This window comes from Pseudophaeobacter sp. 1A16562, assembly GCF_041008785.1.
In the GTDB taxonomy this organism is placed as follows: Bacteria; Pseudomonadota; Alphaproteobacteria; order Rhodobacterales; family Rhodobacteraceae; genus Phycobacter; species Phycobacter gallaeciensis_A.
Genome location: NZ_JAXGFT010000020.1, coordinates 1 through 14,284 on the forward strand (window position 1 = coordinate 1; position 14,284 = coordinate 14,284).

Sequence of the window (14,284 nt, forward strand, 5' to 3'; positions counted from 1 at the left end):
GGCCCCCCCCCCCCGCGGCCGGGGCCGCCCCCCCCCCCCCCCCCCCGGGGGGCGCGGCGCCCCCGCCCGGGGGGCGCCCCCGGGCCCCAAGACTGTAAGCGGGCTCTGCCAGAGGCAGGGTCTGCGTCAGCCGCGGGATCTTCCTGCTCCTTCTGCAGCACACCCTGCGATCGCTCATCTGTTATTTGGGGCCTTCGAGCGCCCGTGCCATCAGCGCGGCAAGCTGCGAAACACGCATACGATAAGTTGGGTAATCGGGCGCCGTATGCTTGATCCCTTTGAGCGCGGCGCAGAACACCTGCGCCACCTCTGCGGCCGTCCCGACGGCTTCGGGCAGATCTCTTTTCTGCAGCCATTCGGCATAGGCCCCAGCCAGCGCCGCCTCGCCCGCCTCGATGGCCTCTGGCGCGACGCTCACACCTGCCTCGAACAGTTCCAGCCCATGCGCCGAAGACATCATCGCCTCCATCGTCGCGCCGCCATGGGCCGCAAAAGCACGCGCCACGCGGTCGGCCAGGCTGCCCTCACCCTCCAGCGCCGCGCGGATGTCTTCGCGCGCCTGCCGGTAATAGGCTTCGACCAGAGCGGTGAAGATCGCTTCCTTGTTGCGGAAATGCAGATAGACCGCCGGACGGGACATCCCTGCCCCGCGCGCTATGTCATCCATTGACGTTTTGCGGAACCCATAGGCCGAAAAAGCCTGCCAGGCAGACTCGAGTATGGTCTGGGCCTTTGGGTCGGACAACATGGGATCAGCGGTAAGACGGTTCATACCCAAGGCTACTGACACTATTGCCTGATTTTGTCAATTGACACACTGACACAATTGACGCATTTTGTCACAACATCCACAAACAGAGGTCAGCCCAATGCCAACCACGCTCAGGATCAACGGAAGCGACCACGAGGTGGACCTGCCGCAGGATGTACCCCTGCTCTGGGTCCTGCGTGATGAAATCGGCCTTACGGGCACCAAGTTCGGCTGCGGCATTGCGGCCTGCGGTGCCTGCACCGTGCATATCGACGGGGTGGCGACGCGCTCCTGCCAGGTGGCGCTTGGCGATGTCTGGGGTGAGGTCACCACCATCGAAGGCGTCGGCACACCCGAAGCCATGGCTGCAATCCAGCAAGCCTGGGTCGATCATCAGGTGGCACAATGTGGCTATTGCCAGTCCGGGCAGATCATGCAGGCCGCAAGCCTGCTGGCCGAGAACCCAGCGCCTAGCGACAGCGATATTGACGGCGCCATGCAGGGGAACCTGTGCCGCTGCGGCACCTACCCCCGCATCCGCGCTGCCATCCATACCGCGGCCAAAATGATGCAGGAGGCGTGATCCATGGCCAGCTTCAAGAAAATCGCCCGCCGCAGTTTCCTGATCGGCTCTGCCGCCATCCTTGGTGGTGTGGCCTTTGGCACCTACAAGTATCATCAGCCCGCGCCCAATCCCCTGTCGCCGAAAGAAGGTCAGGCCGCCCTCAACCCGTTTGTGATGGTGGATCAGTCCGGCGTGACCCTGATCGCCCCCCGCGCCGAAATGGGCCAGGGGGTGCGCACCTCATGGGTAGCGCTGATCGCCGAGGAACTGGATGTGCGCCCCGAAGCGGTGCAGGTCATCCACGGCCCCGCCGCCAAGGCTTATTACAACAGCGCCATGATGGCCGAGGCCCTGCCCGGGCGCGGCTATGACGCCAGCAACTTCCAGCACTCGCTGGGGCAGGTCGTCGGCCATATGTCGAAATTCCTCGACCTGCAGGTCACCGGCGGCTCCTCATCCATGAAAGACGGGTTCGATCGCATGCGGATGGCCGGGGCCACCGCGCGTGAAACCCTGAAAGAGGCCGCGGCCCAGCGCCTTGGAACCTCGCGCGCGCTTTTGGATACCGAAGACGGCCATGTGATCGCCCCGGACGGCAGCCGAATCCCCTATACCGATCTGGCGGTGGAAGCCGCCGGGATCGACCCGCAAGAGGCCGCGCTGCGCCCGGCGGCGCAGTGGAAGTACGTCGGCAAGGACGTGCCGCGCCTTGATATGGTTCCCAAGGTGACCGGCACCGCGGGCTTTGGCGTCGACGTGCGCCTTGAAGGCATGAAGTTCGCCGCCATCCGGCAGAGCCCGCATTTTGGGGTGGGCAAGACCGCCTTTGATGCCAGCGCCGCAGAAACCATGCCCGGCGTGGAAAAGGTTCTGGATCTGGGCGATGCAGTTGCCGTGGTGGCAACCAACACCTGGCTGGCGCAACAGGCGGTGAATGCGATCGACGTGACATGGGAGCCCGCCCCCTACCCTGAAACCACCGATGCGATCTTTGCCGAAATCGACCGCGCATTCGAGGACAGCTCAAACTCCGTCCTGCGCGACGATGGCGATGTCGACAGCCTCCCCGAGGGGGCGCAGATCATCGAGACCGAATACCGCCTGCCCTATCTGGCCCATGCGACCATGGAGCCGATGAATGCCACCGCGCTTTATACCGGTGACGCCTTGCAAATCTGGGCTCCCAATCAGGGTCCGACAGTGGTGCAGAAATCCGCAGCCGACCTTGCTGGCCTCCCGAAGGAAGCCGTGCAGGTCCACACCACCTATCTGGGTGGTGGCTTCGGACGTCGAATCGAGGTGGATTACACCAACCGCGTGGTCCAGGTTGCGATGCAGATGCGCGGCACCCCGGTGCAACTGACCTGGAGCCGCGAAGAAGACATGACCCACGACTTCTACCGCCCCGGCGCCGTGGCGCGCTATCGCGCGGCGGTGAAGGATGGCAAGGCGGTGATGGTGCACGGCAAGATCGCCGCCCAGTCCACCACGGTGGAGGGCGCAGGCCGCATGCTTGGTCTGCCGATGGGTGGACCGGACAAGGGCCACGTCGATGCCGCCTTCAACCAACCGCTGGCGATCCCGAATTTCCGCGTCGAAGGCTATCTGGTGAAGCCGATGATCCCGGTCGGGTTCTGGCGCTCTGTCGCAGCGTCCTTCAACGGCTTCTTCTCGGACACCATTCTGGATGAGATGGCCCATGCCGCAGGCCGCGATCCGCTGGAGTTCCGTCTGGAGTTGGCCCGCGCAGAATGGGAACCAGCGGCCAAAGTCCTGGAAAAGGTGGGCGAGATGTCCGGCTGGACAGGAGAGACGCCGGAAGGCATCGGACGCGGTGTGGCGCTGGCCTATAGTTTCGGCACCCCCGTGGCAGAGGTGATCGAGGTGATCGATGAAGACGGCCAGATCCGTATCAACAAGGCCTGGATCGCCGCTGACATCGGCCGCGCCATCGACCCGCGCAACGTAGAGGCGCAGCTGTTCAGCGGCCTCGCCTACGGTCTGTCAGCCGCCTGTTTTGGCGAGATCACCTTTGCGGATGGCGCGGTGGAGCAGCAGAACTTCCCCGATTTCGACGCCGTGCGCATGCACACCATGCCAGCGGTCGAGGTCTCCGTGCTGCAAAACCAGACCCACATGGGCGGCGCAGGCGAGCCGGGCACGCCCCCGGCAGCCCCGGCACTGGCCAATGCGCTGTTCGACCTCACCGGCAAACGCGCCCGCAGCCTGCCGCTGATGCATGAGTTCGATCTGTTGGTTTGATCCGGCGTGGCAAGAATATGAATAAGAAGAGCCCTCCGCTGACCCGGCGGGCTTTTTCGCGTGCTAGCCTTGATGGTCGACAATCTGCACCTAACCGACCAGCATGGTTGCACTGACTACGTGATCTCCGTACGTTTTGCGCAAATTTTCACCAACAGGATCTGAGCGGCTTGGACCAGTTCTTCACATTAGCTTTTGGATCCATTTTGTTTTTCGTGGGGTCAATATTATGCTTGACGTCAATAAAGACTGCTTGGATTCAATGTGATAAAAAGTCTTTGAAAATCAACCCTATATATAGGTATCTGTCGAACAAATCGCCAAGGTTTCACTTTGTGTCGATGGTCGCTTATCGTGTGTTGGCAATGGTATTCGGGACAGTAGCATTGATTTGGGGCGCCGCCGTTCTCATTGCGTCATTATCTACCATGAGTTGACAAGTTCAATCGATGGCGGAGTCGAGATACCCCGGAAAGCAATTCTTCTTTGGGCTCAAAGCGGACCAACGCGATTGGGAGGGGATATTTCGTTCACCCTCTCCCCCACGTTCGACTGAGACGAGCTCCCGATCAGGCCGACTTCTGCAACGGTTTAGGACGCGCGCCATCCGCCCAGTCGCTTGCCGCTTCGCCAAAGGCCTGGAACAGAGGGCGCGACACGGGGTCGTTCGCCGCGTCCCATTCCGGGTGCCATTGCACCGCGAGGGTAAATCCGGGCGCATCCTCGACATAGATCGCCTCGGGCGTGCCATCGGGGGCGTAGCCGTCGATCACGATGCGGGTGCCCGGCTGTTTGATGCCTTGCCCGTGCAGCGTGTTGGTCATTACCTCTTCAGCGCCGAACAGGCGGTGGAACACGCCGCCGCTGGTCAGCTTTACCGAATGGCGCAGGGCGAATTTCTCTTCCAGGGTGCCATCGGGGGGCATGCGGTGGTTCATCCGGCCCGGCAGATCGCGGATCTCGGGGTATAGCGTACCACCCATGGCGACGTTCACCTCCTGAAAGCCGCGGCAGATGCCAAGGAAGGGTTGGCCCCGCTCGACGCAGGCGCGCACCAGCGGTAGGACGATGGCATCGCGGGCGCGGTCAAAGGCGCCGTGGGCTTCGGTCTCTTCCTCGCCGTATTCGTTGGGATGCACGTTCGGACGTCCACCCGTCAGCAGGAAACCGTCAAAGGTCTCAAGCAGTTCTTCCACCGACAGGAAACGCGGATCCGAGGGGATCAGCAGCGGCATGCAGCCGGACACGTCGGCCACCGCTTCGGAGTTCATAGTACCACCGGCGTGGGTGGGGTACTGATCGTTCATCAGATAGGAATTGCCGATAATGCCAACTTTGGGCCGCGCCATGATCCACTCGCGAGTTGTTGCCTTTGTGTGACCCTAGCGGCGCAGCGCCGGGCATTCAACTCGACAGGGTGGCGCAGGCGCTTGTTCAGGTGCGCACAGGGGACAAAGCGGTGATTTTTAACGCAATCCTGCGGTAACGCCGCGTCAAAACGAAACGGCCCGCACCCCGGAACGGGTACAGGCCGGTTCATTGTTCGCCATTGCACAAAGGCGGCAGATCAGGCCTCGCCGACCAGCCCCACGGCCTCGATCCCGGCCAGCGCCGCTGCAGCATCGTTGTCCGAGGTATCGCCGGTGACGCCCACGGCGCCCAGCACGGTGCCTTTCTTGTCGCGCAACAGAACCCCGCCGGGAACGGGCACGACCTGACCGCCGTAAACACCGTTCACAGCCGCCATGAAATAGGCCTGCTGTTCAGCCCGGGCCATCTGCGCCGAACCGGACATGCCCAGCATGACGGCGCCATAGGCCTTGCCGTGAGCGATTGCAAAACGGCCCGGTGCGGCACCGTCTTCGCGTTCAAAGGCTTGGACGTGCCCGCCCGCATCCAGCACCACCACCGACAGCGGTTTGAGGTTCAGCTCGCGGCCCTTTTCCAGCGCCTTGCGGATGATGGTACGTGCGCGTCTGAGTGAAATCGTCATCTGCGGTTTCCTTCTGATGAGTGAGTTTCAAAGAAAAGGACCGGGGACAGGCCCCGGTCCGATCAATCCGTGTGGGTCAGCCAGCCGCCTTCAGCTCAAGCCGACGGGCGTGCAGCACCGGCTCGGTATAGCCAGAGGGCTGGATGCGGCCCTTGAAGACCAGATCGCAGGCCGCCTGGAAGGCGATGCCGTCAAATCCAGGCGCCATCGGACGATAAGCCGGATCACCGGCGTTCTGCCCATCGACCACGGCAGCCATCTTCTGCATCGCCGCCATCACCTGCGCCTCGTCCACGATGCCGTGGTGCAGCCAGTTGGCCAGCGCCTGCGAGGAAATCCGGCAGGTCGCGCGGTCTTCCATCAGGCCAACGTTGTTGATGTCCGGCACCTTGGAGCAGCCGACGCCCTGATCGACCCAGCGCACCACATAGCCAAGGATGCCCTGAGCGTTGTTCTCGATTTCCTTGGCGATCTCATTATCCGACAGGTTCTGCCCTTCCATCACCGGGATGGTCAGCAGGTCCGCGAGGCTGCCACGGGCACCGCCCGCTTTCAGTTCGTCCTGACGCGCCAGTACATCAACCTTGTGATAATGCGTGGCGTGCAGGGTCGCTGCAGTGGGAGACGGGACCCAGGCGCAGGTGGCGCCTGATTGCGGATGGCCAATCTTGGCCTCCAGCATTTCACCCATGCGGTCGGGCATAGCCCACATGCCTTTGCCGATCTGCGCGCGGCCCTTCAGACCGCAGGCCAGACCGATATCGACGTTGCGATCCTCATAGGACGCGATCCAAGGGGTCGATTTCATCTCACCCTTGCGCAGCATGGCGCCTGCTTCCATCGAGGTGTGGATCTCGTCACCGGTCCGGTCAAGGAAGCCTGTATTGATAAAGGCGACGCGGGATTTGGCGGCGCGGATGCATTCCTTGAGGTTCACAGAGGTACGGCGTTCCTCGTCCATGATGCCGATCTTGACGGTGTTGCGCGGCAGGCCCAGCGCGTCCTCGACATGGTCGAAGATCTTCACCGCAAAGGCGACCTCTTCGGGGCCGTGCATCTTCGGCTTGACCACGTAGACCGAGCCGTGCAGCGAGTTGCCGCCTTCGGACTTCAGGTCATGCATGGCGATCAGCACGGTGATCATGGCGTCCAGGAAGCCCTCGCCCGCTTCGCGGCCTGCGCTGTCCAGAACCGCCGGGTTGGTCATCAGGTGGCCCACGTTGCGGATCAGCAGCAGCGAACGGCCTTTCAGCACAGCCGCCTCGCCCGCGGGCGTGGTGTAGGAGATGTCATCGTTGAGTACGCGGGTGAAGGATTTACCTCCCTTGCTGACCTCTTCGGCCAGATCGCGCTTCATCAGGCCCAGCCAGTTGGAATAGGCCTGAACCTTGTCCGCTGCATCGACGCAGGCGACGGAATCTTCACAGTCCATAATGGTGGAAAGCGCCGATTCCAGGGTGATGTCGTTGATACCTGCGCTGTCGCCCTTGCCGATATTGCCGGTGGCGTCGATCTCGATAATCGCGTGCAACCCGTTGTTTTTCAGGAAAATCCGCGATGGGGCCGAAGCCTCGCCGACGTGGCCCGCGAATTGCGCCGCATCCTTCAGCGCCGGAACCAGCGCACCATCCGCGACCGACAGGGCGTCGATATCGGACCAGGAGCCAGCGGCCAGCGGGAAGGTTTCATCCAGGAACGCCCTTCCCCAGGCAATCACCCGGTCGCCGCGCGCCGCGTCATAGCCGCCACCTGCGGGCAGATCGCCCATGGCATCGGTGCCGTAAAGCGCATCATAAAGCGACCCCCAGCGGGCGTTCGCCGCATTGAGCGCAAAGCGCGCATTGGTGATCGGCACCACCAACTGCGGCCCCGGGGTATGGGCGATCTCGGGGTCGACGTTCTCGGTTTCGATCTCGAAATCGTCGCCTTCGGGCACAAGATAGCCCAGCTCGCGCAGGAAGGCGGTATAGGCCGCAGCGTCATGCGGTTGGCCCCGGCGTTCAACGTGCCAGGCATCGATGCGGCCCTGGATGTCTTCGCGTTTGGCCAGCAGGGCGCGGTTTTCATCGCCCATGCCATTCACAAGGCCGGACAGCCCCGCCCAGAAAGCATCGGCGCTGACACCGGTGCCCGGCAAAGCCTTGGCTTCGATAAAGTCAGCCAGCTCGGATGCGACCTGCATCCCGTGAATGTCTTTCATGTCTGCCATCGGCTCTCTCCTCGCAGGTAAACGTTGGTCAGTTTCCCCGATACAGGAAAAGTTTCCTATCGGCAACAAGGGTGGTAAACCTTTTTTACCAATTTAGGCGCAGCTGTTTCAAATCTTCTTTGCAGATGCGCCCTTTGCCATGCCGCGACAACGGGCCGAGCAATAGATGACCTGATCCCAGTCCCGCGCCCATTTGCGCCGCCAGGCAAAGGGGCCCGCGCAAACCGGGCAGGTCTTCGTCGGCAGCTCTGTTTTCTTCCTCATACGTGCCATTAAAAATCAAAACTCAGCTGGTCAGCGCCCTTCGCAGGCTTTTTGACCTGCCTGCCCCGGGTCGGCGGGGATTTGCGACTGGCGTGTTTCTTCACGATACGGCGGGCGACGGGGCGAAATCCGTCCTGCTGCCGCACAGCCCAGACCGCATCGCGCGCCGCCCGCGCCGCCGTCTGCACATCGACGATAGGGGCCGGATATGCCTGCCCCAGCAGCCGCCCAGCACCCTGCCACTTCCACGGCTCCTGCAGGAACCGGTCCGGCACCTCGGCCAGTTCCGGCAACCATGTCCGGGTAAAGGCGCCTGTGGGGTCCTGATCCAGCCCCTGTTTCACCGGGTTGTAGATCCGCAGGGTGTTCATACCCGTAGTGCCTGACTGCATTTGCACCTGGCTCCAGTGGATGCCCGGCTCGTAATCGGTGAACATGCGCGCCAGATGTCGGCCGGTTGCCCGCCAATCGAGCCACAGATGATACGAGGCTACCGACATCACCATCGCCCGCATACGGAAATTGAGCCATCCGGTGGCGGTCAGGCTGCGCATGCAGGCATCAAAAAAGGGCAGCCCCGTTTCGCCCCTCTGCCAGGCCGCCAGTCGAGCAGCATCCGGCTCCATGGGCCTGAGCCCTTCAAACGCCGGATGCAGGCAGCGGTGTTCGATATCAGGCTGGTCCTCCAGCTTCTGCATGAAGTGATCGCGCCAGGCCAGACGCGCCTGAAAGGATTTCAACGACCCGGACCAACCGGCCTTGCGCCCCACCTCTTGCCGGGCTTTCGTGGCCTGCACCACCTCTCGCACGGAGAGCGTGCCAAAGGCGAAATGCGGCGACAGGCGGGAACAGGCCGTCGCCCCCTCCAGAGGCGATGACATGGCGCGGCGATAGTGCTGGCCGCGATGGTCCAAAAAACTGTCAAGGCAGCGCAACCCCGCCCGGCGTCCGCCCGGCTGCGCATCGACAATCCCGTCAGGCATCAGACCAAGGTCTGCGGCCGCAGGCATCGGATCGCTGTCGCAGCGTATCCCGTCGACGTGATCGGGCGCACTGACCGGCGCCTGCCCCATGAAACCGTTCCGCGCCCGCTGCCAGCCGTCCCGCGCCGTCAGACCGCGCACCACTCCGCATTGCGGCAACTCGATCCAGCGGATGCCACGCGCCCGCGCCCACCCCGCGACACACTTATCACGCGAATAGGTCCAACCGTTTCCGGTTTCCTCATGGCTGACAAGATGGTCGACAGCGTATTGCCGCGCCAGCCCTTCCAGCACCTCGACCGCATCTCCAAAACGAAGAACCAGATCCGCGCCCCGGCGGCGCAGCGCCTCACGCAGGTCGGGCAGGCTTTGCCGCAGGAAATCATACTGTCGGGCAGAAGCATCCGGCAGCCGCCACAATTCCGGTTCGACAACATATAGGCACAGGACCGGCCCGCCCAAGGCGACCGCATGTGCCAGCGCCGGATGATCCTCGATGCGCAGGTCGCGCTTGAACCACAGGATTGTCGTCATTGCCGGGCGGCGCCTCCTTGTCTGTTGCCCCGCGCCAAGGGCCGGGCGCGATTTGCGCGCTCTGCGCTTGCTGCTCCGGGCTGCATTGCATACCACTATGCTCAAGATACGCGCGCCCCTGCCTGCCGGTTCAAAACAATCCAAGCAGGAAACGCGCCGCGCCACAGATCCACAGGAGCCCGCCATGAAAGATGCCGCACCCGAAACCGCGCCCGAGACATTCTATCTGAAGGACTACACGCCCTTCGGGTTCGAGGTGCAGAGCGTCGAGCTGACCTTCCGGCTGGCGCCCGGGGCGACACGGGTTCTGAGCCGGATCCACTTTGCCCCAAAGCCCGGCGCGGCAAACCCCGAATTCTTCCTGCACGGCGAACAGCTGAGCCTGATCAGCGCAGCGGTGGATGGCGCCCCCGTGACCCCCACACTTACCGAGGGCGGTCTGACCTGCGATGTGCCAGACCAGCCCTTTGTCTGGGAGGCCGAGGTCGAGATCGACCCACAGGGGAACACCGCGCTCGAAGGGCTTTATATGTCGAACGGCATGTATTGCACCCAGTGCGAGGCAGAGGGATTTCGCAAGATCACCTATTACCCCGACCGCCCGGATGTGATGTCCACCTTCAGGGTCCGCATTGAAGGGGATGAGCCGGTAAAACTTTCCAACGGCAACCCGACCGCCAGCGGTGCGGGCTGGGCCGAATGGCACGACCCCTGGCCCAAACCTGCCTATCTCTTTGCTCTGGTGGCGGGCGATCTGGTCAACCATCCCGACAGTTTCACCACCATGTCCGGCAAGGAGGTCGAACTCAACATCTGGGTACGCCCGGGGGATGAGGGCAAATGCGCCTTTGGCATGGAGGCGCTGAAGAAGTCCATGAAATGGGACGAGGATGTCTATGGCCGCGAATATGACCTAGATATCTTCAACATCGTGGCCGTGGATGACTTCAACATGGGCGCGATGGAGAACAAGGGCCTCAATATCTTCAACTCCTCCTGCGTTCTGGCCTCGCCCGAGACCTCGACCGATGCCAATTTCGAGCGCATCGAGGCGATCATCGCGCATGAGTATTTCCACAACTGGACCGGCAACCGCATCACCTGCCGCGACTGGTTCCAGCTCTGCCTGAAAGAAGGTCTGACCGTCTTCCGCGACGCCCAGTTCACCGCCGATATGCGCTCCGCTCCGGTCAAGCGGATTTCGGACGTGATCGACCTGCGCGCCCGCCAGTTCCCCGAGGACGGCGGTCCGCTCGCCCACCCGGTGCGCCCCGAACAGTTCCAGGAAATCAACAACTTCTACACCGCCACCATCTATGAAAAAGGCGCCGAGGTGATCGGCATGCTGAAACGTCTGGTCGGCGATGAAGATTACGCCAAGGCGGTAACACTGTATTTTGACCGCCACGACGGGCAGGCCTGCACCATCGAAGACTGGCTGAAAGTTTTTGAGGACGCCACCGGACGCGATCTGTCGCAATTCAAACGCTGGTACAGCCAGGCAGGCACGCCGCATCTGAAAGTGTCGGAAGACTATGCCGATGGCACCTACACGCTGACCTTTGAGCAAAGCACGCCGCCCACCCCCGGCCAGCCGGACAAGGATCCCCGCGTGATCCCCATCGCGGTCGGCCTGCTCGGTCCGAACGGCGATGAGGTCTGCCCCACACGGGTGTTGGAAATGACCGAAGCAAAGCAAAGCTTTACCTTCGATGGGCTGGCCGCAAAGCCGGTTCCTTCGATCCTGCGCGAATTCTCGGCGCCGGTGATCCTGGAACGTGACACATCCAACGCCGAGCGCGCCTTTTTGCTGGCCCATGACACCGATCCCTTCAACCGCTGGGAGGCCGGCAATGCGCTTGCCCGCGAAGCGCGGGTTTCCATGGTGCTCGAAGGCGCCGCGCCGGATGCCGATTACCTGGATGCGCTACAAAAACTGCTGCGCGACGACAGCCAGGATCCGGCATTTCGCGCGCTGGTACTGTCGCCGCCCAGCCAGTCCGACATCGCCCAGACCCTGTTTGAGCGCGGCCATGTGCCGGATCCGCAAAAGATCTTTGATGCGGCGGAAACCTTTGCACAGACCCTGGCACAGCAGCTCGCCGACAGCCTGCCCAGGCTTTATGCGGATACCACCGTTTCGGGCGCCTATTCCCCGGATGCGATAAGCAGCGGCAAGCGTGATCTCAACGGGCGCATCCTGTCGCTTCTGACCCGGCTTGACGGCGGTCAGCAAGCGGCGCGCCAGTATGAAGACGCCGACAACATGACCCAGCAATACGCAGCCCTCGCCTGCCTGCTGAAGGCTGAAAAAGGTGATGCGCAATCGCAGGCCTTCTTTGACCAATGGAAAGGCGACCGGCTGGTGATGGACAAATGGTTTGCCCTGCAGATCGCCTCTGCCACGCCGGAAACCGCTGCGTCCGTTGCGCGCGATCTCACCCAGCATGAATTGTTCACCCTGAAGAACCCCAACCGGTTCCGCGCGGTGATGGGCGCACTGGCAGGCCATCACGCCGGGTTCCACCATGCCTCGGGCGCGGGCTATCGGTTGCTGGCCGAGAACCTGATCGCCCTTGATAAGCTGAACCCGCAGACCACCGCCCGCATGTGCGCCGTCTTCCAGACCTGGAAACGCTACGACGCAGACCGTCAGGCGCTGATCCGGACGGAGCTGGAGCGGCTCGCGGGCACCGAGGGGCTGAGCCGTGACACCACCGAAATGGTGACCCGGATCCTGGATGCCTAAGGGGAACACTCCTCCCACGCCAGAAACCGCCCCTGTGGAAGACTATCACTTCCGTCGGCAGGGGCGGTCTCCCGCACTGGTTCTGGCGCTCGCGGCCTGGCTTGCGGCGCTGGCCGGGCTGTATTTCTATGCGCAGGCATCGCCATGGCTGATTGCCCTGTTGTTCCTGCCGGTCATTCCCGGCCTGTTCGATCTGGTAAAGAACCCGGGCTCCGGCCTTGATGTGACGGCGGAGCAGATCGTCTGGTTCACCGGCGGCGAGCGGACGGACCTGCCGCTGTCACGCATCGCGCGCCTGCGGCTTGATACCCGGCTGGATCTTTCGATCCGCGCAACTCTGATCCTGACAACGGGCAACAAGCTGCGACTGCCGCAGCCCGTCGTGCCGCCTGTGGCCGAGCTGACCCACGCGCTGGATCAGCGCGGCATCGCCCATGAGCGGCATCATTTCTCACTTTTTTAGTATTATTTTACAGGTTTACCCTGTTCATTATACCTTTTCGAAAGGACCTCTCCCGTTTTTCCGGATCGGCTCCTTCAGTTCCCCAGAGCTGCCATTTTTGCGCCGCAATGCGCCATCAGTTTGCGAGGGACGAAGCAGTACCAATTCGCCGGAAACGAGAATGCCAAGATCCCTCTTTCAACTTTCGGATATCCTGTCCCGCCTCCCCGTTTCCCTGCCTGACCGGCTGAAACGACGCGACGCCACGACCGCCGTTGCGGCACCGGCCTCAGTGCGCGCTGAGCCAGCGGCCCACTATGCGCGTCCGGAGGATAGCCTGTCGATCTCGATCTGTACCGAGAGCGACGAGGATACCGCCTGCTGTGCCTTGCAGAAGGAGGGGCAGTTCCTTGCCCGGCAAGAGCGCTGGCAGGAGCTCTCGGACCGGATCGCAGAGGCCGATCAGGCACGATTCACCACTCCCGGCGGCATGCCCGAGGCCGAGCTTCTGGCCTATGGCGCACGCGCCGATGTGGTCAACGCGGTGGAGCATGCCCTGAACGATGGGCAGCCCCGCGATCAACGGCAGCTTATCGACGGGGTGATGGCACTAGAGGCCATCCGCAAGGATCACCGCAAAGACCCCTATCTGACCGCGCTGATCGCGCTGGCCCATATCGATATCGGCTGGGTTTGGCGAGGTCCGGGGCTTGAGGAAACCGTCTCCAAGGTACACCTGCGGCGCTGCGCCGCCCATTTTGAACGCGCTGCCACGCTGCTATCGGGCATCGCGCCCGGTCTGCCCGGCAGCGCCTTCCTTGCAGCGGCGGACTGCGCGCTCTTTGCCGCCCGCCGCGCCGAAACGCTGCATGTGGCCGATGCCTATGCCCGGCTGATCGATCTGGCACCGCAGAACCACCGCCCCATGCGCGCCCTTGGGCTTCAGATGCTGCCACGCTGCTCCGGTTCCTATCCGGCGCTGGAGCTGGAGGCCCGCCGCACCGCTTCGCGCACGCAGGATATCTGGGGCTCCGGTGGCTACACTTGGGTCTATTTCGACGCCCTTGCTACCGACTCGGCAGCCGGGGCCCTGGTCGATCCGCAGTTTTTCATCGACGGGCTGAAGGACATCCTGGCCGCCCATCCCTCGCAGGATATGGCGAACCTTCTCAGCGCCTATTGCGCGGTGGCACTGGGCGGCGCGCAGATGGATGGCACGACGCCGCAGACGCCCCGGCAGGAAATCGCAAGCGCCGCCAGCTGGCTGATCCGCGACCACCTGCGCGAAGTGCATCCGCTGATCTGGGCCCATGCGGCGAACGGGTTTGACAACAGCGCCCGAGTTACCTCGCTGCGCCGCTTCTCGGCCCGCGGGCAGGCACAGGCCATGAGCTTTATCGCGCAGATTTTCCGGGATGAGATCGCCCATGGCCAGAAGATCGCCATCACACCGGACGGGCTGCATGTGACCACCGGCTAGGCGTGCGCCCTCGGGCAACGCAGCACGGTCAACAGACACAGAAAAGGCCGGG

The 14,284-nt window shown here is 62.9% G+C and carries 11 protein-coding genes; 5 read left to right on the forward strand and 6 right to left on the reverse strand.

What is annotated here, in order from left to right; all coding sequences use genetic code 11:
• Positions 1 to 181: 181 nt before the first annotated feature.
• Positions 182 to 772: a TetR/AcrR family transcriptional regulator gene (locus SM764_RS20425; RefSeq protein ID WP_369002618.1), complete on the reverse strand. Its 591-nt coding sequence runs from the start codon at positions 770 to 772 to the stop codon at positions 182 to 184.
• Positions 773 to 869: 97 nt separating this feature from the next.
• Between SM764_RS20425 and SM764_RS20430 the strand changes: the two genes are divergently transcribed.
• Together SM764_RS20430 and SM764_RS20435 are read left to right on the forward strand one after the other, a co-directional pair.
• Positions 870 to 1,334, forward strand: a complete 465-nt coding sequence (locus SM764_RS20430) for a (2Fe-2S)-binding protein (RefSeq protein ID WP_369002619.1) — start codon at positions 870 to 872, stop codon at positions 1,332 to 1,334.
• Between the two features lie 3 nt (positions 1,335 to 1,337).
• Entirely contained in the window at positions 1,338 to 3,578 is a 2,241-nt protein-coding gene (locus SM764_RS20435) for a xanthine dehydrogenase family protein molybdopterin-binding subunit (RefSeq protein ID WP_369002620.1), read from the forward strand.
• A gap of 569 nt (positions 3,579 to 4,147) precedes the next feature.
• Here the strand turns inward: SM764_RS20435 and SM764_RS20440 are convergent.
• The 5 genes from SM764_RS20440 to SM764_RS20460 all read right to left on the reverse strand — a co-directional run bounded on the left by SM764_RS20440 (position 4,148) and on the right by SM764_RS20460 (position 9,561).
• The gene (locus SM764_RS20440; protein ID WP_274836713.1) at positions 4,148 to 4,927 is read right to left on the reverse strand and encodes a gamma-glutamyl-gamma-aminobutyrate hydrolase family protein; all 780 of its coding nucleotides are present in this window, start codon (positions 4,925 to 4,927) and stop codon (positions 4,148 to 4,150) included.
• A gap of 218 nt (positions 4,928 to 5,145) precedes the next feature.
• Complete coding sequence (locus tag SM764_RS20445; protein ID WP_368947514.1) at positions 5,146 to 5,571, reverse strand: GlcG/HbpS family heme-binding protein; 426 nt, start codon at positions 5,569 to 5,571, stop codon at positions 5,146 to 5,148.
• A gap of 76 nt (positions 5,572 to 5,647) precedes the next feature.
• Complete coding sequence (locus SM764_RS20450) at positions 5,648 to 7,771, reverse strand: malate synthase G (protein ID WP_490363090.1); 2,124 nt, start codon at positions 7,769 to 7,771, stop codon at positions 5,648 to 5,650.
• 117 nt (positions 7,772 to 7,888) lie between these two features.
• Positions 7,889 to 8,053, reverse strand: coding sequence for a DUF2256 domain-containing protein (locus SM764_RS20455; protein ID WP_369002622.1), 165 nt, complete (start codon positions 8,051 to 8,053; stop codon positions 7,889 to 7,891).
• Positions 8,053 to 9,561 (reverse strand): FAD-binding domain-containing protein, encoded by a 1,509-nt coding sequence (locus tag SM764_RS20460; protein ID WP_369002623.1) that lies wholly within the window; start codon positions 9,559 to 9,561, stop codon positions 8,053 to 8,055. The genes SM764_RS20455 and SM764_RS20460 overlap by 1 nt, the downstream gene beginning before the upstream one ends.
• A gap of 184 nt (positions 9,562 to 9,745) precedes the next feature.
• On the opposite strand from SM764_RS20460, the gene pepN reads away from it, so the two are divergent.
• The 3 genes from pepN (at position 9,746) to SM764_RS20475 (ending at position 14,232) form a co-directional block, all read left to right on the forward strand.
• On the forward strand, positions 9,746 to 12,310 hold the full coding sequence (gene pepN, locus SM764_RS20465) for an aminopeptidase N (protein ID WP_369002624.1): 2,565 nt from the start codon (positions 9,746 to 9,748) through the stop codon (positions 12,308 to 12,310).
• Positions 12,303 to 12,773 (forward strand): hypothetical protein, encoded by a 471-nt coding sequence (locus SM764_RS20470; protein ID WP_369002625.1) that lies wholly within the window; start codon positions 12,303 to 12,305, stop codon positions 12,771 to 12,773. Before pepN ends, SM764_RS20470 begins: the two co-directional genes overlap by 8 nt.
• 160 nt (positions 12,774 to 12,933) lie before the next feature.
• Positions 12,934 to 14,232 carry a hypothetical protein gene (locus SM764_RS20475; RefSeq protein ID WP_369002626.1) on the forward strand — a complete coding sequence of 433 codons (1,299 nt, stop codon included), beginning with the start codon at positions 12,934 to 12,936 and terminating at the stop codon, positions 14,230 to 14,232.
• The last annotated feature ends 52 nt before the right edge of the window (positions 14,233 to 14,284 follow it).

Coding starts and splice junctions, on each gene's coding strand:
- pepN (WP_369002624.1), top strand. CDS start 9,746: ATGAAAGATGCCGCACCCGAAACCGCGCCCGAGACATTCTATCTGAAG.
- SM764_RS20470 (WP_369002625.1), top strand. CDS start 12,303: ATGCCTAAGGGGAACACTCCTCCCACGCCAGAAACCGCCCCTGTGGAA.
- SM764_RS20440 (WP_274836713.1), bottom strand. CDS start 4,927: ATGGCGCGGCCCAAAGTTGGCATTATCGGCAATTCCTATCTGATGAAC.
- SM764_RS20455 (WP_369002622.1), bottom strand. CDS start 8,053: ATGGCACGTATGAGGAAGAAAACAGAGCTGCCGACGAAGACCTGCCCG.
- SM764_RS20430 (WP_369002619.1), top strand. CDS start 870: ATGCCAACCACGCTCAGGATCAACGGAAGCGACCACGAGGTGGACCTG.
- SM764_RS20460 (WP_369002623.1), bottom strand. CDS start 9,561: ATGACGACAATCCTGTGGTTCAAGCGCGACCTGCGCATCGAGGATCAT.
- SM764_RS20450 (WP_490363090.1), bottom strand. CDS start 7,771: ATGAAAGACATTCACGGGATGCAGGTCGCATCCGAGCTGGCTGACTTT.
- SM764_RS20435 (WP_369002620.1), top strand. CDS start 1,338: ATGGCCAGCTTCAAGAAAATCGCCCGCCGCAGTTTCCTGATCGGCTCT.
- SM764_RS20425 (WP_369002618.1), bottom strand. CDS start 772: ATGAACCGTCTTACCGCTGATCCCATGTTGTCCGACCCAAAGGCCCAG.
- SM764_RS20445 (WP_368947514.1), bottom strand. CDS start 5,571: ATGACGATTTCACTCAGACGCGCACGTACCATCATCCGCAAGGCGCTG.
- SM764_RS20475 (WP_369002626.1), top strand. CDS start 12,934: ATGCCAAGATCCCTCTTTCAACTTTCGGATATCCTGTCCCGCCTCCCC.